General features: G+C 74.6%; 17 protein-coding genes. 9 read left to right on the forward strand and 8 right to left on the reverse strand.

Annotated elements, in window-relative coordinates; all coding sequences use genetic code 11:
• The first annotated feature begins 19 nt into the window (after positions 1-19).
• On the forward strand, positions 20-1369 hold the full coding sequence (locus ACIQGV_RS26090; protein ID WP_402498092.1) for an MFS transporter: 1350 nt from the start codon (positions 20-22) through the stop codon (positions 1367-1369).
• 71 nt (positions 1370-1440) lie between these two features.
• On the opposite strand, the gene ACIQGV_RS26095 is transcribed toward ACIQGV_RS26090, so the two are convergent.
• The 4 genes from ACIQGV_RS26095 to ACIQGV_RS26110 form a co-directional block, all read right to left on the reverse strand.
• Complete coding sequence (locus ACIQGV_RS26095; RefSeq protein ID WP_402498095.1) at positions 1441-2040, reverse strand: flavin reductase family protein; 600 nt, start codon at positions 2038-2040, stop codon at positions 1441-1443.
• 85 nt (positions 2041-2125) lie between these two features.
• Positions 2126-2947 carry an enoyl-CoA hydratase/isomerase family protein gene (locus tag ACIQGV_RS26100; RefSeq protein ID WP_402498097.1) on the reverse strand — a complete coding sequence of 274 codons (822 nt, stop codon included), beginning with the start codon at positions 2945-2947 and terminating at the stop codon, positions 2126-2128.
• Position 2948: 1 nt separating this feature from the next.
• Positions 2949-5171 carry an acetate--CoA ligase family protein gene (locus ACIQGV_RS26105; protein WP_402498099.1) on the reverse strand — a complete coding sequence of 741 codons (2223 nt, stop codon included), beginning with the start codon at positions 5169-5171 and terminating at the stop codon, positions 2949-2951.
• 245 nt (positions 5172-5416) lie between these two features.
• Positions 5417-6619 carry a flavin-containing monooxygenase gene (locus tag ACIQGV_RS26110; RefSeq protein WP_402498101.1) on the reverse strand — a complete coding sequence of 401 codons (1203 nt, stop codon included), beginning with the start codon at positions 6617-6619 and terminating at the stop codon, positions 5417-5419.
• 209 nt (positions 6620-6828) lie between these two features.
• On the opposite strand from ACIQGV_RS26110, the gene ACIQGV_RS26115 reads away from it, so the two are divergent.
• Genes ACIQGV_RS26115 through ACIQGV_RS26125 form a run of 3 tightly spaced genes read left to right on the forward strand, consistent with a single transcriptional unit; the run spans position 6829 to position 8290 of the window.
• The gene (locus tag ACIQGV_RS26115; protein WP_402498103.1) at positions 6829-7281 is read left to right on the forward strand and encodes a DoxX family protein; all 453 of its coding nucleotides are present in this window, start codon (positions 6829-6831) and stop codon (positions 7279-7281) included.
• On the forward strand, positions 7278-7682 hold the full coding sequence (locus ACIQGV_RS26120) for a Zn-ribbon domain-containing OB-fold protein (RefSeq protein WP_402498106.1): 405 nt from the start codon (positions 7278-7280) through the stop codon (positions 7680-7682). The genes ACIQGV_RS26115 and ACIQGV_RS26120 overlap by 4 nt, the downstream gene beginning before the upstream one ends.
• Positions 7683-7690: 8 nt before the next feature.
• Positions 7691-8290, forward strand: a complete 600-nt coding sequence (locus ACIQGV_RS26125) for a GNAT family N-acetyltransferase (protein WP_402498108.1) — start codon at positions 7691-7693, stop codon at positions 8288-8290.
• Between the two features lie 172 nt (positions 8291-8462).
• On the opposite strand, the gene ACIQGV_RS26130 is transcribed toward ACIQGV_RS26125, so the two are convergent.
• On the reverse strand, positions 8463-9128 hold the full coding sequence (locus ACIQGV_RS26130; protein ID WP_402498110.1) for a pyridoxal 5'-phosphate synthase: 666 nt from the start codon (positions 9126-9128) through the stop codon (positions 8463-8465).
• 515 nt (positions 9129-9643) lie between these two features.
• Positions 9644-10810, reverse strand: a complete 1167-nt coding sequence (locus ACIQGV_RS26135; protein ID WP_402498113.1) for a thiolase C-terminal domain-containing protein — start codon at positions 10808-10810, stop codon at positions 9644-9646.
• Between the two features lie 105 nt (positions 10811-10915).
• On the opposite strand from ACIQGV_RS26135, the gene ACIQGV_RS26140 reads away from it, so the two are divergent.
• Both ACIQGV_RS26140 and ACIQGV_RS26145 read left to right on the forward strand, forming a co-directional pair.
• Positions 10916-12112, forward strand: coding sequence for an acyl-CoA dehydrogenase family protein (locus ACIQGV_RS26140; protein ID WP_402498114.1), 1197 nt, complete (start codon positions 10916-10918; stop codon positions 12110-12112).
• Complete coding sequence (locus tag ACIQGV_RS26145; RefSeq protein WP_402498117.1) at positions 12109-12594, forward strand: nitroreductase family deazaflavin-dependent oxidoreductase; 486 nt, start codon at positions 12109-12111, stop codon at positions 12592-12594. The genes ACIQGV_RS26140 and ACIQGV_RS26145 overlap by 4 nt, the downstream gene beginning before the upstream one ends.
• On the opposite strand, the gene ACIQGV_RS26150 is transcribed toward ACIQGV_RS26145, so the two are convergent.
• Entirely contained in the window at positions 12589-13206 is a 618-nt protein-coding gene (locus ACIQGV_RS26150) for a LysE family translocator (protein ID WP_402498119.1), read from the reverse strand. The two genes, ACIQGV_RS26145 and ACIQGV_RS26150, sit on opposite strands and share 6 nt — an antisense overlap.
• A gap of 82 nt (positions 13207-13288) precedes the next feature.
• Between ACIQGV_RS26150 and ACIQGV_RS26155 the strand changes: the two genes are divergently transcribed.
• Positions 13289-13741, forward strand: a complete 453-nt coding sequence (locus ACIQGV_RS26155) for an Lrp/AsnC family transcriptional regulator (RefSeq protein ID WP_402498121.1) — start codon at positions 13289-13291, stop codon at positions 13739-13741.
• A gap of 108 nt (positions 13742-13849) precedes the next feature.
• On the opposite strand, the gene ACIQGV_RS26160 is transcribed toward ACIQGV_RS26155, so the two are convergent.
• Positions 13850-14485: a TetR family transcriptional regulator gene (locus ACIQGV_RS26160; protein WP_402498245.1), complete on the reverse strand. Its 636-nt coding sequence runs from the start codon at positions 14483-14485 to the stop codon at positions 13850-13852.
• 133 nt (positions 14486-14618) lie between these two features.
• Between ACIQGV_RS26160 and ACIQGV_RS26165 the strand changes: the two genes are divergently transcribed.
• Positions 14619-15341 carry a VOC family protein gene (locus ACIQGV_RS26165; RefSeq protein ID WP_402498123.1) on the forward strand — a complete coding sequence of 241 codons (723 nt, stop codon included), beginning with the start codon at positions 14619-14621 and terminating at the stop codon, positions 15339-15341.
• Between the two features lie 199 nt (positions 15342-15540).
• The gene (locus ACIQGV_RS26170; protein ID WP_402498125.1) at positions 15541-17880 is read left to right on the forward strand and encodes a PQQ-binding-like beta-propeller repeat protein; all 2340 of its coding nucleotides are present in this window, start codon (positions 15541-15543) and stop codon (positions 17878-17880) included.
• Positions 17881-17929: the final 49 nt, after the last annotated feature.

Below are 17929 nucleotides of genomic sequence, written 5' to 3' on the forward strand. Positions count from 1 at the left end.
GTGTCTGTCGGGCCACTCGATGAGAGATCTTCCGCGCGGAAAGCTGTATGGCGTGACCCAGACAAGCGAGACCGCCGCAGAGGTCCCCGAGGACTCCGAGCCCGCCGCCCGCCGACGCCGCCGCGTCCACCGCGCCTGGTTCGTCGCCGCCGTCACCTTCGTGACGATCATCGGCGCCGCCGCCTTCCGCTCCCTCCCGGGCCTGCTCATCGATCCGCTGCACCAGGAGTACGGCTGGTCGCGCGGCACGATCGGTGCGGCCGTCTCCGTCAACCTGGCGCTGTACGGGCTGACCGCCCCGTTCGCGGCCGCGCTGATGGACCGCTTCGGCATCCGCCGGGTGGTGGCCGCGGCGCTGACGGTGATCGCGATCGGCTCCGGCGTGACGGTGTGGATGACCACGGCCTGGCAGCTGCTGCTGTGCTGGGGCCTGCTGGTCGGACTCGGCTCCGGCTCCATGGCGCTGGCCTTCGCGGCGACGGTCACCAACCGCTGGTTCACCACGCGGCGCGGCCTGGTCACCGGCATCCTCACCGCCGCGTCCGCCTCCGGGCAGCTGATCTTCCTGCCGCTGCTGGCCCGGATCGTGGACCGGTACGACTGGCGGCCGGCCGCCGTCACGGTCGCCCTCGCCGCCCTCGTGGTCGTCCCCTTCGTCTGGATCCTGTTGCGCGACCACCCGGCCGACGTGGGCCTGCGTCCCTATGGCGCGAAGGAGTTCGTGCCGAAGCCCGAGCCGGTGCCCGGTGCCGCGCGGCGGGCGGTCGCCGTGCTGTTCTCGGCGGCGCGCACCGGCCCGTTCTGGCTGCTGGCCGGTTCCTTCGCGATCTGCGGGGCCTCCACCAACGGCCTGGTCCAGACCCACTTCGTGCCGGCCGCCCACGACCACGACATGCCGATCACCGCGGCGGCCTCGCTGCTCGCCGTCATCGGAGTGTTCGACGTGATCGGCACGGTGGCCTCCGGCTGGTTCACCGACCGCTTCGAGTCCCGCCGCCTGCTCGCCGTCTACTACGCCCTGCGCGGGATCTCGCTGCTGTTCCTGCCGCTGCTGCTCGCGCCGGACGTGCATCCGCCGATGGTCTTCTTCATCGTCTTCTACGGTCTGGACTGGGTCGCCACCGTGCCGCCCACGCTCGCGCTGTGCCGGGAGCACTACGGCGAGGACAGCGCCATCGTCTTCGGCTGGGTGCTGGCCGCGCACCAGGTGGGAGCGGCCCTGGTCGCCTTCCTCGGCGGGGTCGCCCGGGACGCCTTCGGCTCGTACGACGTCGTCTGGGTCGCCTCGGGGGCGCTGTGCGCGGCGGCGGCCCTGATGGTGCTGGTGATCCGCCGCCGGGCAGCCGTGACACCGGCCCTCGCGGCCTGAAGCTCCGGCACGCCGTGCCCGCCTGCGCCGGACGTCACCGGGCGCCGCCCCCGGGTCCGGGCGCTGCGGGGTCAGTCCCGGAGGCGGGCGAAGCGGCCGCGGTGGAAGAGGAGGGGGGCGTCCTCCGTGCCGGTGCCGAGGGCGTCCACCCGTCCGACGACGATCAGATGGTCGCCGCCCGTGTGGACGGCGTGGATCGTGCAGTCGATCCACGCCACCGCCCCTGTGAGCCGGGGCGCGCCGGAGGCCGGGGCGGCGTCGTACGCCACGCCCGCGAACTTGTCCCCGCCGCTCACCGCGAACCCGCGGCACAGCTCGCCCTGGCCGGCGGCCAGCACGCTGACGCAGAACGCGCCCGCGCGGGCGATGCGCGGCCATGTCGCCGACGTACGGCCGACCATGAAGGCGACCAGCGGGGGATCGAGGGACAGCGAGGAGAAGGACTGGCAGGCGAAGCCGGCGGGTGCGGCCTCGCCCGGTGCGGCCGCCGCGGCGACCACGGCCACACCGCTCGCGAAGTGTCCCAGCACCCGCCGGAACTCGGTCCCCTCGACCGGGGCTCTCTCGTCCGCCCCGACACAGCGCAGCTCCGGGCGGGGCAGCGCCTCCACGGGGCGGCCGGACGACCTGAGGTAGCGGACGGCGGCGGCCGCCATCCCTGCGGTTCCCATCACCCCCTCATTGAAGCTGACGGACCGTCAGACGGGAAGGGGTGCGCAGACCCGGAACACGGGCTCCGCGGCGGCGGGCGCGAGGTCAGCGGCCCGTGAACCTCGGGTGCCTGCGCTGCGCGAAGCTCTCCAGGCCCTCCCGGGCGTCCGCGGTGGTCAGGTTGATCTCCTGCGCGGCGGCCTCGGCGGCGAACGCGGTCGCGCGGTCGGTGTCGAGGGAGGCGTTGACGAGCTGCTTGGTGAGCACCAGGGCCCGGGTGGGTCCCGCCGCGAGGCGGGCCGCCCACGCATGGGCCGTGGCGGACAGCTCGTCGTCCGGCACGACCCGGTTGACCAGGCCGAGGCGCTCGGCGTCCGCCGCCGTCACGGTGTCGCCGAAGAACATCAGCTCCTTCGCCCGCTGCGGGCCGACCAGCCGGGGCAGGAGATACGCCCCGCCCGCGTCGGGCACGAGCCCGCGGCGTACGAACACCTCGGTGAAACGGGCCGACTCGGCCGCCAGGACGAGGTCGCAGGCCAGGGCGAGATGCGCGCCCAGCCCGGCCGCGACCCCGTTCACGGCGGCGATCACCGGCTTCTCGCAGTCCAGGACGGCGGCGATCAGCCGCTGGGCGCCCAGGCGCAGGGTGCGGGCCACGTCACCGGTGACGCGTTCCCCGGTGGCAGGCCCGCCGCTCCGCAGGTCCGCGCCCGCGCAGAACCCCCGGCCCGTGCCGGTGATCACGACCGCTCCCACGTCCGGGTCGGCGGAGGCCCCGGCGAGCCGCCGGATCAGGTGGTCGCGCCGGCCGGGGGTGAGAGCGTTGAGGGTCTCGGGCCGGTCGAGGGTGAGGTGCGCGACCCGGTCGAGGACGTGGTGCGCGACCCGGTCGCCGGGCCCGCCCGACGTGTCTGCGGAGGTCTTCATGTCAGCGGCACACCGCCAGCGCGTCCAGTGCGACCGCGCCCTGGCCCCGGGGCAGCACCATCAGCGGGTTGATGTCGAGCTCGGCGAGGTCGTCCCCCAGCTCCAGCGCCATGCGCTGCACCCGCAGGACCACCTCCACGAGCGCCTCCACATCGGCCGGGGGCCGCCCCCGCACCCCGTCCAGCAGGGCCCGCCCGCGCAGCTCGGCCAGCATGTCCCGCGCCTGCTCCTCGCCGAAGGGCGGCACACGCACGGCCGTGTCCCGCAGCACCTCCACCAGCACGCCGCCCAGCCCGACCGTCACCGTCGGGCCGAACAGGTCGTCGTGCGAGACGCCCACCACCATCTCCACGCCGTGCTCGATCATCTGGCACACCAGGACGCCGTCCAGCGCGACCCCCTCGTAGCGGGCGATGTCGGTCAGCTCCCGGTAGGCGTCCCGGACCTGGGCGGCCGAGGTCAGCCCGACCTTCACCAGGCCCAGCTCGCTCTTGTGGGCGATCCGGGCGCCGGACGCCTTCATCACCACCGGGTAGCCCACCAGCCCGGCCGCGCGCACGGCGGCCGCCGCGCTGGTCACGAGCTGTTCGCGCGGGACCCTGATCCCGTACGCCCGCAGCAGCTGCTTGGCCGCGTGCTCGCTCAGCCGGCCGCTCTGCCGCAGCAGTTCGCGTGCCTTGCGGCAGGACGGCGACGGTGTGCGCGGGGCCTCGTCGAAGGGGGAGCGGTAGTCGCGCACGAAGCGGTGATGGGCGAGGTAGGCGCGCACGGCCGACAGGCAGTTGCCCACGGTGCGGAAGGTCGCCACCCGGGAGGAGCCGAGCAGCACCTCCCGGTAGGCCGGCTCGGTGCCCACCGGCGAACCCCACACCACGCACACCAGCTTGTCCGTCCGCTCCGCCGCGTCCACCAGGTCCCGCACGAGCCGGTCGCTCAGCGGCGGGAAGGGCCCGGTGACCGGGCAGACCAGCACCCCCACCTCGGGGTCGTCCAGCAGCGAGTCGATGATCTTCCGGCCGCGCTCGTCGCCCACCGGGTGGCCGCCGCTGTCGACCGGGTTGGCCACGTTCAGATAGCCGGGGATCCACCGGTGCAGCTCCGCCTGCCGGGCCTGCGACAGCACCGGCAGCCGCAGACCGAGGCCCGTCGCGAGGTCGGCGACGTGCGCACCCGTGCCGCCCGAGATCGAATAGACCGCGACCCCGTCGGCGCGCGGAGGCCGTGCGCGGGCCAGCAGGGCCGCGGTGTCCTGGAGTTCGTCGAGGGAGTCCACCCGGATCACGCCGAACTGCCGCATCGCCGCGTCCACGACGTCGTCCGACCCGGTCAGCCTGCCGGTGTGCGAGGCGGCCGTGCGGGCGCCGGTCTCGGTGCGGCCCACCTTGACCGCGACGACGGGGACCGCGCGCCGGGCGGCCCGGTCGGCGGCGAGGAGGAAGGCACGCCCGTCCTTCAGGCCCTCCATGTACGCGGCGACGGCACCGACCTCGGGCTGCTCGGCGAAGTAGGAGATGAAGTCGGCGGTCTCCAGGTCGGCCTCGTTGCCGGTCGGGGCCCAGTGGGAGAGCCGTACGCCCAGCTCCTGGAGGGCGAAGACCGGCCGGCCCTGGTGTCCGGACTGGGTGACGAGCGCGATCGCCGGCCCGCCGAGGTCCTCGCGGAACTGCTCGAAGGCGTTGAGGTTGGTGTTCGGTCCCAGCAGCCGCATCCCCGAGCGGCCGGTCGCGGCGGCCAGCCGTGCCTGGGCGGCCGCGCCCGCCGGGCCCGTCTCCGCGAAACCGGAGGCGAAGACGACCGCGAACCGGGCCTTCGCCTCGGCGAGTTCCTCGATCACCGGAAGGGGGTCGGCGATCAGCAGCACGGCGACGTCGACCTGTTCGGGCAGGTCGCGCACGGAGGCGGCGCAGGGGATGCCGAAGACATGGGAACGGCCGGGATGGACCGGGTGCAGCCGGGCGCCCGTCCGCCCGGCCCAGGCCAGCAGCTGCCTGGTGACCCCGGTGTTCGGGCGCCCCTCGGTGTCCGAGGCGCCGATCACGGCGACGGAGCCGGGGCGGAAGAGACGGTCCAGATCGGGTATGTCGGCGTGCAGCGGCCGTCCGCTGACGTCGAGGTCGTCGGCCGCCCGCCCGTGGACGGCGGGCCCGGGACGGTGCTCGCCGCAGGCGATCACGCGGGCCCGGCGGGAGTCGGTGGTGAGGGTGCCGTGCGTTGATCCGAGCATCGGTCCGCCGCTCCTGTCGTGACAGCTCCAGTAACTGACGCTCTGTCAGATTACTGAATCGGCACAATGTCAGGAACTGCCCGTGCGGCCAAAGCTTGTGAAGCCCGGAGGAAAGGCGTCCTTGCGGTGACGGCCGGGGCGGGCGGACTGCCGCCCGGTGCGCCGGTGTCCGCTCACCCGGGCAGCCGGGAGACCGCTCACTCGGGCAGCCGGGAGACCGCTCACTCGGGCAGCCGGGAGACCGCTCACCGGGGCAGCCGGGAGACCTCCGGGCCGGCCTTCCCGGCGATCCTCCTGGCTATCTTCCCGGCGTCCAGGGCGAGTTCGCGGAACATGCCGCTGATGGGGTTGGTGAAGCCGGTGAAGTAGAGGCCGGGCGCGTCCGACGGGGTGCGCGCGCCGTGGACGAGGGGCCTGCCGCGGGGGCCGAGGACGCCGAGGTGGCCGACCAGGTCCTCCAGGGCGCGGGTGTAGCCGGTGGCGGCGACGACGGCGTCGGGGGTGACGCGGGTGCCGTCGGCGAGGACGACGGCACCGTCCTCGAAGGAGTCGACGGCGGCCACGATCTCCACCCGCCCGTGGCGGACCGCGTCGACGAGGCCGACGTCCTGGACGGGGATGGAGCCCTCGGTGACCCTGCTGTACAGGCCGGCCTCGGGGCGGGGCAGTCCGTACGCGGAGAGGTCCGGCACGCTCAGCCGGGTCACCGGCCGGGCCATCCGGTCCACGAGGCCGACCGGCAGGCGCCGCACGAGCACGCCCGTGTACTGGGAGGCCCAGCCGGCCGTGGAGCGGCGCAGGATGTGCGGGGCCGTGCGCACGGCCAGCCGTACCCGCTTCGCGCCGCCCTCGGCCAGGTCGACGGCGATCTCGGCGCCGGTGTTGCCGATGCCGACGACGAGGACGTCACGGCCGGCGAAGGGCTCGGCGTTGCGGTAGCGGGAGGCGTGCAGGAACTCGCCGGACCAGGCGTCGCGGCCCGGCCAGTCGGGGACGCGCGGGGTGTGGTTGTACCCGGTGGCGACGATCACGGCGGCGCCGGTGAGCTGCCGGCCGCCGGTGGCGTGCAGCAGCCAGCCGGTGCCGTCGGGGGAGCGCTCGACGCGGGAGACCTCGACGCCGGTCACGATCTCCAGCTGGTGGTGCTCGGCGTACTTCTCCAGGTAGCGCACGACGTCGTCGCGCGACACCCAGCGGCCGAACCGGCGGGGCATCCCCAGTCCGGGCAGCCCGGACAGCCGGCGGGTGGTGTGCAGGTGCAGCCGGTCGTAGTGGCGCCGCCAGGACGCGCCGACCGCGTCGGACTTCTCCAGGACGACGGCACGGATGCCGCGGGCGCGCAGCGCGTACGCGGCGGCGAGTCCGCCCGGGCCGCCGCCGATGACGTAGACGGGGCGGTCGGCGGGGTTCGGCGCCGTGGAGAGCGCGGACGCTGTGGAGTCGGCCATGGGCGCGAGCGTAATCACGCACCGCGTTGATGGGTCTCGGTCAAGACCGGAATTGGTTGCGGATTGGTCACGGGTGGGACGCCGGTGCGCGAGGAAGGTGAAGAAATGCCCGGTCCTCGCCGGTGCCCCCGGCTCGCACCCCTTCCCGTCGCTCCTTTTCTGACGTACCGTCAGCTCGCTCTCGCCCCCCTCCGTCGACAGGAGCGGTCATGGACACGGTCTGGCTCAGCGGTGCGGAGTGGCTCGCGGTGCTGCGTGTCGGGCTCGGGCTGTGGTGGCTGGAGAGCTGGCGGCACAAGGACAAGAAGGCGTGGTTCGAGCGCGGGAGCGGCATCGAGTGGGCGGCGGGGATCGCGGCGGAGCACCGCTGGAACGCCGTGCGGTCCGGTTTCCGGGTGGTCGTCGCGCCGCGGCCGCGGCTGATGGCCCACGTCGTCGCCCACGCCGAGCTCGCGCTCGGCCTGGGACTGATCGCGGGCCTGCTCACGCCGGTCGCCCTGGCCGGCGGGCTGCTGCTCAACACCCTGTATTTCACGCTCATGATCCACGACTGGGCGGAGCAGGGGCAGAACGCGATGATGGCGCTGATCTCGGTGGTGGGGCTGTTCGGGATGTCGTGGCAGACGTGGTCGCTGGACGGCGCGCTGGGGTGGTTCGGGTGACCGCCGTTCCCGACGCCGACCCGTTCTCCCGGGTGTACTGGGAGGCCGCCGCACGGGGCACCCTGCTGCTGCGCCGCTGCCGGGCCTGCGGACGGGCGCACCACCACCCCCGGGAGTTCTGCCCGCACTGCTGGAGCGAGGACGTGGTCTGGGAGGAGGCGAGCGGGCGGGCCGTGCTCTACACCTGGTCCGTCGTGCACCGCAGCGACCTTCCGGGGTTCCGGGAGCGCACGCCCTACGTGGTGGCGGTCGTCGATCTCGCGGAGGGGCCGCGGATGACGACGGAGGTCGTGGGGTGCGGGGCGGGCGGCCTGCGGGCGGGCGCGGAGCTGGAGGTCGACTTCAGGGAGGGCGTGCCGGTGTTCGGACTCCGTGGCGACAACCGGCGCGGGCTCGCTTGAATGGGCGGATGACCTCGACGCATGAACGTTTCCTCACCAGCATGGTCCCCGAAGTCTCCGGCCACGGCCTGCGGCTGCTGCCCTGGGACGCCGACTCCGCCGCCGACGCGGAGGACTGGCTGCGCGGGCTGACCGATCCCGAGTTCCGGCGCTGGAACACCCCCCTGCGGCCGGTCGAGAACCTGGAGAGCGCGCGGGCCTCGCTGCGGTCCAAGGCGGAGCGGGCGGCGGACGGCGCCGATGTCACCTTCCGGGTCACGGACGCGGTGAGCGGCGCGACGCTGGGGCAGATCGGCGTCAACATGATCGACCCCATCGTCAGCGCCGCCCGCGTCGGCTACTGGGTCCTTCCCGAGGCGCGGGGCCGGGGCGTCGCCCGCCGCTCCCTGCACCTCGCCACGCGCTGGGCGCTGACCAACCTGGGCCTGCACCGCCTCGAACTGGGGCACGCGGTCGGGCACGACGTGTCCTGCCGGGTCGCGGAGCGCTGCGGATTCCCGTACGAGGGCACGCTGCGCGGCGCGATGTGGGAGGACGAGCGCCGCGAGACCTTCCGGGACGTCCATCTGCACGCCCGGCTCGCCACCGATCCGGAGCCGGCCGCGTGACGCGGGAGGGCCGGGCGCACCCCGGCGGTCCCGGCGCCTTCCCCGCCGCCCCGTCGGGCGACGCGCTCCGCCGGTGCGCCGGGCTCCGTCAGTGCGCCGGGTGCCGCCCGGCCGCGGACCTGGGGGCCTGGGGGCCTCATGCCGGGGTGAGCCCGCCGCGCCGGCGCGGGAGTCACGGCCACAGCAGTTCCCTGTCCCACCCGCCGGCCGTGCGCCGGTAGGCGAGCCGCACGTGCCGGCGCCGTTCGTCGCCCTGGAAGAACTCCACCTCGTCGGGGCGCAGCCGGTACAGCGTCCAGGAGGGGACGGGGACGTCCGGTTCGCGCCGGGCCCGCTCCCAGGCGTCCTCGGAGGCGCGCGCCAGCTCCCCGAGGGAGCCGAGGACCTCGCTCTGGCGCCCGGTGAGCGCCGCCGCCAGCGCCCCGGTCGAGCGCGCGTGCAGATCCGCCTGCCCCTCCCCGGACGGCGCGGCGGTCACCGGGCCCCGCACCCGCACCTGGCGCCCCAGGACCGGCCAGTAGAACCCGAGCGCGGCGTACGGTCGTCCGGCCAGGTGTGCTCCCTTGCGGCTGTGGGAGTGGCTGGCGAAGGCCCAGCCGTCGGCGTCGGCGCCGTGCAGCATCACCGTGCGGACGTCGGGCAGGCCCGCCCCGTCCGCCGTGGCCAGGCTCATGGTGTGCGGCTCGGTCTGCCCGGCCGCCACCGCCTGCGCGAACCACCGCGCGAACAGGGCGAGCGGTTCGGCCGGCGCGGTGTCCGGGTCGAAGGCGGGGAGGTCGGTGACGTCGGGGTCCCACACACGCAACGACCGCAGCAGCTGATCGAGATCCGTTCCCATGCCCCGAGTATGGGCCCCTCCCCGGGGGCCGCGGCGTCCTCCGCCCGGACGGCCTCCGCCGCCACGTCCGCACCCGTTTCCGTCGGGTCTCTCCGCCGGGGGCCTCTGCCCCAGGTGGTCTCCCCGGGCGGGGCGCCGACGGACCGTTCCCGTCCCGGCGGGGTCTTCCCGCTCGGCGCCCGGGCGTCTCCGTCGTGAGCGGCGTGCTCTTCCCCGGGCCCGGCCGGGTCCGCCCCCGGCGTGCTCCTCCGTCACGGGTGCAGTTCTTCTCCGCCGGGTCGCCGGGTCGCCGGGTCGCCGGGTCGCCGGGTCGCCGGGTCGCCGGGTCGCCGGGTCGCCGGGTCGCCGGGTCGTCGGGTCGCCGGGCCGCCGGGTCGCCAAGCCGTCGGGCTGACGGTTCGCCGGGCCGCCAAGCCGCCGGGTCGTCGGTTCGCCGGGCCGTCGGGCTGACGGTTCGCCGGGCCGTCGGGTCGTCGGGATCTTCGCTGTGGCCCGGTGGCGGTCGTGGGGACGGCTCATCCGCGGCCCAGCACCACCGTGCCCGACGAGCAGAACCAGCCTCCCGTCCCCGAGGCGACCGCCAGCTGCGGCGGGGATCCGTCCGGGCGCCGCACCTGGCGGCCCTCCGCCTCGCCGCGCAGTTGCCGTACGGCCTCGACCAGCAGGAACAGTCCGCGCATCCCGGGATGCTGGGCGGACAGGCCGCCGCCGTCGGTGTTCACCGGCAGTGCCCCGCCGGCCACCTTCAGCCGCCCCTTCGCCACGAAGTCCCCGCCCTCGCCCTTGGCGCAGAAGCCCAGGTCCTCCAGGGTCACCAGGGTCATGTAGGTGAAGGCGTCGTAGATCTCCGCCAGATCGATGTCCGAGGGGCGCACCCCGGCCCGGGCGAAGGCCAGGGGCCCGCTGACGGCGGCGGGGGACACCGTGAAGTCGGGCCACGAGCCGAGCGCCGAGTGCGAGACGTGCTCGCCGGTGCCGAGGATCCACACCGGGCGCGTGCGGCAGTCGCGGACGTACTCCCGGGAGGCCAGCAGCACGGCCGCGCCGCCGTCGGAACGCAGACAGCAGTGCGGCCGGGTGAAGGGGTCGGCGACCATCGGCGCGGACAGCACGTCGTCGACCGTCAGCGGGCTGCGGAACAGGGCGTCCGGGTTCAGGGCGGCGTTCTCCCGGGCCTGGACGGCCACCTCGGCGAGCTGCTCGATCGTCGTGCCGTACTCGGTCATGTGGCGGCGGGCGGCCATCGCGTACCTGGCGACGAGCGTCAGCCCGTACGGCGTCTCGAACTGCGCGGGACCGTGGCCGCCGAACGACAGGTCGCCGGTGCGGCGGCCCGCGCGGATGTCGGCTCGGGCGGTGGAGCCGTAGACCAGCAGGACCGCCCGCGCATGACCGGCGGCGATGGCGTCGGCGGCGTGGGCCGCCATCACCTCCCAGGTCGAGCCGCCCACGGAGGTGGAATCGACCCAGGTGGGGCGCAGGCCCAGATGGTCGGCGACCTCGACGGGCGCGAGCAGCCCCGTCCCGGCGGAGGCGAGCCCGTCGACGACGGAGCGGTCGAGCCCGGAGTCGGCCAGCGCCCGGCGGGCCGCCTCGGCGTGCAGGGCGTACGGGCCGGTGTCGTCCACCCGGCCGCAGGAGGAGAGGGCGACCCCCACGATCGCCGCGTCACGGTGACCCATGAGAACTGACGGTACGTCAGATCCGGCGGGCGGTCGAGGGTCCGTACCTCTTCGCATCGCCGCCCGGACACCCTAATATGACGCTCCGTCAGATCGGAGGTCGTCATGGACGCCGGCTTCACACCCGAGCAGGACGAGATCCGCCGCGCCCTGAGGGACCTGCTCCGCCGCCGCGGCGGACCGCACCGGACGAGGTCCGCCGCCGACACCCCCGCCGGCCACGACACCGGCCTGTGGACGGCCCTCGCCGGGCGGCTCGGACTCCCCGGCCTCGCCCTCCCCGAGACCTACGGCGGCATCGGCGCCACCTCCACCGAACTCGCCCTCGCCGCCGAGGAGACCGGCCGCTGCCTCACCCCCTCCCCGCTGCTCGCCACCTCCGTCCTGGCCGCCCCGGCGCTGCTCGCCCTCGGCACCGGGAGCCAGCGCGAACGGCTGCTCCCGCGGATCGCCGACGGCACCCTCACCGCGGCCCTCGCCGCACCCGGCACCGCCCTCGCCACCGCGCTCGCGCTCACCGGCGGCAACCGGGGGCCCTGGTCGGGCGGCGGCCGCGCGGGCGGTGTGCAGGCACGGCGCCGGCGCGGCGGATGGCAGCTGTACGGCGAGACCGGCCAGGTCCTCGACGGGCACAGCGCCGGGCTGCTGCTGGTCCCCGCGCACACCGGCGGGTACGCCCGCTCCCGCACCCTGCTCTTCCTCGTCCCCGGCGACGCGCCGGGCCTGACCCGCGTACGGCAGACCGCGCTGGACGCGACCCGGCCCCGGGCACGGCTGCAACTGCGCGAGACGGAGGGCGAACTGCTGGGCGGCGACGACGAGGCGGACGTGTGCGCCGCGCTCGCCGAGGTCGGCCGGGGGGCCGCCGCCTTCCTCGCCTGCGAGGCCGTCGGGGCCGCAGCGCGGGCACTGGAGCTCACCGTCGGACACGTGGGCCGCCGCGAGCAGTTCGGCCGCCCCATCGGCTCCTTCCAGGCCCTCCAGCACCGGCTGGCCGACGTCCATGTCGAGGTGGAGGCGGCCCGCTCGGCGGCGTACTGCGCGGCGTGGGCCTGCGCGCGGACCCCGTACGAGGACGGTGTGGGCCCGCTCGCCCTCGCGCAGGCCCTCCAGGCGCTGCGGTCCGCCGCCGCCGAGGCGATCCAGCTGCACGGCGGCATCGGCTTCACGTGGGAGCACGACGCCCACCTCTACTTCAAGCGCGCGGCCGGGGACGAGCTGCTCCTCGGTCCGGTCCATCTGCTGCGGGCCCGTGCCGCCGAGACGGCCGGGCTCCTCACCCGCGAGGAGGTGCCGGTGTGAGCGGCCTCGGTGTCCGTCTGGTGCAGAAGGTGTCCTCGACCCGGGGGTTCGCCCGGGCCGCCCCGCACGTCATTCCCGCCCTGGACCGTGCCGTGCACCGGCTGACCCGGGGGAAGGTGCTGCTCAGCGCCCAGCTGCTGCCAGGGGTCGTGCTCCTGTCCACCGGCGCCCGCAGCGGGCTGCCCCGGCGTACGCCGCTGGCCTGCATGCCGGAGGAGGACGGCCGCTCCTGGCTGCTCGTCGGCTCCAACTTCGGCCGCAGCGGACATCCCGCCTGGACGGCGAACCTCATGGCCCGCCCGGACGCCGAGATCAGCTGGAAGGGCCACGACATCCCCGTCACGGCCCGGCTGCTGGCCGGCCAGGAGCGGGCCGCGGCCTGGCGGGCGGTGCTGGCGTTCTGGCCGCCGTACGCCACGTACCAGGCGCGGGTGGAGCGCGAGATCCGGATCTTCAGGATCGTACGGAGGCGGCCGTCATAGCGCGTGCTGGACCAGCAGGAACGTGCCGATGCCCAGCATCGCCGCCCCCGAGGTGCGGGTGACCGCGCGGGCGGCCGCCGGACGGGCGCGCAGGACCGCGCGGGCCGCGACGCCGACGGTGAGATAGACGGCCGCGCAGCACGCCATGTGCAGCAGGCCGAGCGCGGCGGTCTGGGCCGGCACCGGCAGGTGTCCGCCGTCGGTCCGGAGGAACTGGGGCAGGACGGAGAGGTAGAGCAGCAGGCCCTTGGGGTTCAGGCCGCTGATCGTGGCCCCGCGCAGGAAGACGCCCGCGGCGCCGCTCCGCTCCGGCTCCTCGTCGGCGCCCGGCACGCCCGGGCGGCGCAGCACGCCCCAGCCGAGCCACACCAGGTAGCAGGCGCCCGCGACCGTGAGCGCGGTGAGCAGCACCGGGGAGCCCGCGACCAGCACCGCGAGGCCCGCCGCCGCGAGCAGCGTGTGCAGCGCGTAGCCCGCGACGAGGCCGCCGACCGCGGCGCCGACCGAGCGGCCGCGCAGTCCGGCGGCGATGGCGTACGCCCAGTCGGCGCCCGGCACGCACACCAGCAGCAGGTCGATCGCGAGGAAGGAAAGGAGGGCTCCGCTGTCCATGACGGGAACGCTATGCGCGAATGGCCCGAAAGTGTTCCCGAAATTTGCCCGCCCTCTCGCACAGTGAGGGAAGATCTACCTCATGGATGACGTGGACCGGAAAATTCTTGCCGAGCTCCAGCAGGACGGGCGGCTGACCGTGACCGAGCTGGCCGGGCGGGTGCGGCTGAGTGTCTCGCCGTGCCATCGGCGGCTGCGGGAGCTGGAGCGGTCGGGGGCGATCAGCGGATACCGCGCGGTGGTGGAGCCTGCGGCCGTCGGGCTGACCTTCGAGGCGCTGGTCTTCGTCTCGATGCGGCAGGAGGACCGGGAGACGGTCGTCGAGTTCGAGCGGGCCCTGACCGAGGTGGAGCACGTCCTGGAGGCGCAGCGGCTGTTCGGCGACCCGGACTATCTGCTGCGGGTGGCCACCGCCGATCTCGCGGCGTTCCAGCGGCTGTACGACGAGCGGCTGGCCACGCTGCCGGGGGTGCAGCGGCTGACGTCGACCCTGGTGATGAAGCATGTGGTGCGGGACCGGCCCCTGCCCGCCTGAGCGGTCGTCGCCGTCCTCGCCGGCCGTCGCTCCTCGCGCAGGTCCCCGCGCCCGCAGGTCCCCGCGCCCCTTTCGGGGCGCTGACAAGACGGTGGGGAGATCCTCGGGCTACTTCGTGGGCTTCTTGCCCGTGATGCCGAGGTGGACCAACAGGGAGAGACTGGGCCTCAGTTCGGCCTGCTTGACGCCCCAGGAGGTGAAGCCCTTCTGGTGCGAGGCCACGGCGGCGAGCATGGCGACGATCGAGCCCGCGATCGCGGCCGGGTTGACGTCCTTGTCGACCTTGCCCTTGGACTGGAGTTCGGTGACAGCTTCGACCAGGGAGTTGTTCACGGAGTTCAGGATCTTCATGCGGATCTTGTAGAAGCGCTTGTCGCCCTCGGCGGCCCCGAGGTCGATCACCCGCAGGATCGCGTCGTTCTTGCGCCAGAACTCCAGGAACCCGTCGACGAGTTCCTGCGCGGTCTGCCAGCCGGCCTTGCCGACCCAGCTGCGGCCCTCGACCAGCTCGGTCAACCCGGCGCCCTCGGCGGCCATTTGGTCGGCGATCTCCAGGACGGCGCCCTCGACGTCCGGGAAGTACTGGTAGAACGTCGCGGGCGAAGTGCCCGCCTTCCGGGCGACATCGATGACCTTGACGTCCCGGTACGGAGAGGAGCTGAGCATCTCGCTGAGGCAGTCCAGCAGCTTCTGCCGCGTCGCCTGCCCGCGCCGACCGGCCACGCGGCCGTCGACGGTACGCACTTGTCCTGTCATGCCGTCAGCTTACCGAGGGGTGATGGGAGCGCGATTCGGCCGACTGCAAATGGGGTGCTCGGGGGGCCGGGCGCCGCTGTGCTGGTCTGCGCGCTGCGTGAGCGGCCGTTACTTTTCTTGTATGGCCGAAAACAGGGCATCACGGTGCACGGAGGGCGTTCCCTGCTGGGTGGACGCCCAGCTTCCGGACCTGGAGGCGGGGAAACGGTTCTACGGTGAGCTCTTCGGGTGGACCTTCGAGGAGTGGTACGGCGGCTCCGCGCTGGCCCTGAAGGGCGGCGAGCCGGTGGCCGCGCTGGCCCACAAGGCGGACGGCCGGATGCCCACCGTCTGGACCGTGTACTTCGCCACCCCGGACGCCGGGACGCTGGCCCGGCGGATCCGGGAGGCGGGCGGACAGGTCGTCGCGGTGCCGATGCCGTTCGGCGGGCTGGGCACGGTCGCCCTGGTCGCCGACCCCGACGGGGCCGTCTTCGGCCTGTGGGAGCCCGGCGGGCATCCCGGCTTCGGGGTGCGCGACGAGCCCGGCACCTTCGCCTGGGCCCAGCTCTACGCCCGGGACACCGCCGCCGCCAACGCCTTCTACGGCGGCCTCTTCCACGACGCCCTGTTCGGCCCGGAGGCCGCGCCCGACTTCGGGCGGGCGCCCGTCACCGACGTGTTCCCGGCCGAGATGCCGCCGCACTTCCTGGTCCATTTCCTGGTCGAGGACTGCGGGGCGGCCCTGGCCGAGGTGAACCGGCTCGGGGGCCGGGTCCAGGCGGGGCCCTTCCCGGCGTCGTACGGCACGGTCGGGGTGGTCAGCGACGATCAGGGGGCGTCGTTCGCGGTGCTGGAACGCTGACGAGAGCTTCGGCACAGCCCTGACCGGCTTCTTTGATCTGGTATATCCACTGACATCCCAATTCTCACCGGGTTCGCAACCTGTGGTCCGGACAGGAAGAATCGGGGTGCGTGCCGCCATGGCGGTGCGGTGGTGAGACGCTGCACGGGGTCGCGTACATACGTGGGTGACGCGGCCCGTACGGGGAGGTGGCAGGCAAGTGGTGGATCAGCTGACACAGCACGATCCGCGGCGGATCGGGCCGTTCGAGGTGCTGGGACGGCTGGGGGCCGGCGGCATGGGGCTGGTCTATCTGGCGCGCTCGGCGTCCGGCCGGCGGGTGGCGATCAAGACGGTCCGCACGGAGCTCGCCGAGGACCAGCTCTTCCGGGTCCGCTTCACGCGCGAGGTGGAGGCGGCCCGCGCGGTCTCCGGCTTCTACACGGCCGCCGTCGTCGACGCCGATCCCCGTGCCGCCGTGCCGTGGCTGGCCACCGCGTACGTGCCCGCGCCCTCCCTCGAGGAGATAGTGAACGAGTGCGGGCCGCTCCCGGCCCAGGCCGTGCGCTGGCTCGCGGCGGGTGTCGCCGAGGCACTGCAGTCCATCCACGGCGCCGGGCTGGTCCACCGCGACCTGAAGCCCTCCAACGTCCTCGTCGTGGAGGACGGCCCCCGGGTGATCGACTTCGGTATCGCCTCCGGCGTGTCGAACACGCGTCTGACGATGACCAACGTGGCCGTCGGCACCCCCGCCTACATGTCCCCCGAGCAGGCCAAGGACTCCCGCAGCGTCACCGGCGCCAGCGACGTCTTCTCGCTCGGCTCCACCCTCGTCTTCGCGGCCACCGGTCACCCGCCCTTCCACGGCGCCAACCCGGTCGAGACCGTCTTCATGCTGCTGCGCGAGGGCCCCGACCTGGAGGGCCTGCCCGACGAGCTGCGGCCCCTGATCGAGTCCTGCATGCAGATGGAGGCCACGGCCAGACCCACCCCGGCCGACCTCCAGTCGCAGCTCGCCCCGCATCTGTTCGGCTCCGGCTCCGACGACAGCGGCACCGCCTCCGCCTGGCTGCCCGAGAAGGCCGTCGCCCTCATCGAGACCCGCCGCGGCGGCCGCCTCGCCCCCAAGCCCGCCCCCGCGGGCGGCGGCCGCAGCACGGGCGGACGCCACCCGGGCCATCTTCCGCCGCCGCCGTCGCACGCGCCCGCCGTGCCGCAGGCCCCCGCCCACGCCCCCGACACCGGTCCGGTCCACCTGGCCGGGGCCGCCGTGCCCATCGGCCCGGGCCCGCGCGTCGCCGACGCCCGCGCCGCCGCGGTCAAGGCGCCGCCGCCCGAGGCGGGCCTCGTCGCCGCATGGTCCAAGCCCCGCCCCGGCCTCAACGGCACCGACCCCGTGCCGGTCCAGCCGCCCGCCCCGGACGCCCCCGGCGCCTGGCGCCCGTGGCGCTTCCGCATGTCCAACGACGTCTGGGGCACCCCGGCCGTCGCCGGCGACCTCGTGTACGTCACCTCCTTCGAGGTGCACGCCCTCGACGTCGCCACCGGCCGGCGCCGCTTCAAGACCCGTGACGTCGCCTGGTCCATGGCGGTCGCCGACGGCCGGATCCACGCCTCCGACGGACCCACGCTGTTCGCCCTCGACGCCCGCGAGGGCGCCGACCTGTGGCGTCTGCAGACCGACGCCTGGGTGTACTCCCTCAAGGCCGACCGCGGCACCGTCGTCACCGGCACCCGCGGCGGCGGCGTCCAGGCATGGGAGGCCGCCGGCGGCCAGAAGCTGTGGGAGATCACCGGCGCCCAGACCGACTTCGAGTCCCCCGAGGCCGGCCCCGCCGTCCACGACGGCACCGTCTACGTCTGGCAGGACGCCCGGCTGCGCGCCCTCGACGCCCGCACCGGCGAGGAGCGCTGGTCCTACCCCATCGGCGACGCGGCCTCCTGCGGCGGCGTCCCCGTCCGGCTCACCCCCGCCCCCGACGGCTACGTCTACGTCAGCGCCGGCACCCGCGTCCTCGCCATCGACATCGCCGCCGGGCACGTCAAGTGGCACTTCGAGGCCCCGGCCGTGTTCCTCTGTCCGCCCACCTACGCCCCCGGCCCCGCCGTCACCGGCGGCGGCGTCTACCTCGCCGACTACCTCGGCACCGTCTACGCCCTCGACGCCACCGACGGCCGCGACCGCTGGCGCATCGCGACCGAGAGCCGCGCCTCGATCGAGCCGGTGCTGGTGGCCGGCGGCCACGTCCACGTCGGCAGCGGCAACGGCCTCTACACGCTCGACGCCGTCACCGGCACGCCCAAGTGGCGCTTCCAGGCCGGCGGCGACATCGTCGGCGCCCCCTCCGTCGCCGAGGGCCGCATCCACTTCGGCTCCACCGACCACCTCCTCTACACCCTCAAGGCCGACGACGGGCGCCTGCGCTGGAAGCTCGCCACGGGCGGGGAGATCACCGGCTCGCCCGTCGTCCGGGACGGCATCGTGTACGCGTGCAGCAAGGACCGCTGCGTGTACGCGCTGGACGCGGAGAAGGGCACGGGAACGGCCCGCACGGCCTGACCGGCCCGCACGGCCTGACCGGCCCGCACGGCCTGACCGGCCCGCACGG

Origin of the sequence: Streptomyces sp. NPDC093094 (genome assembly GCF_044754345.1) — a bacterium.
Classification (GTDB): Bacteria; Actinomycetota; Actinomycetes; order Streptomycetales; family Streptomycetaceae; genus Streptomyces.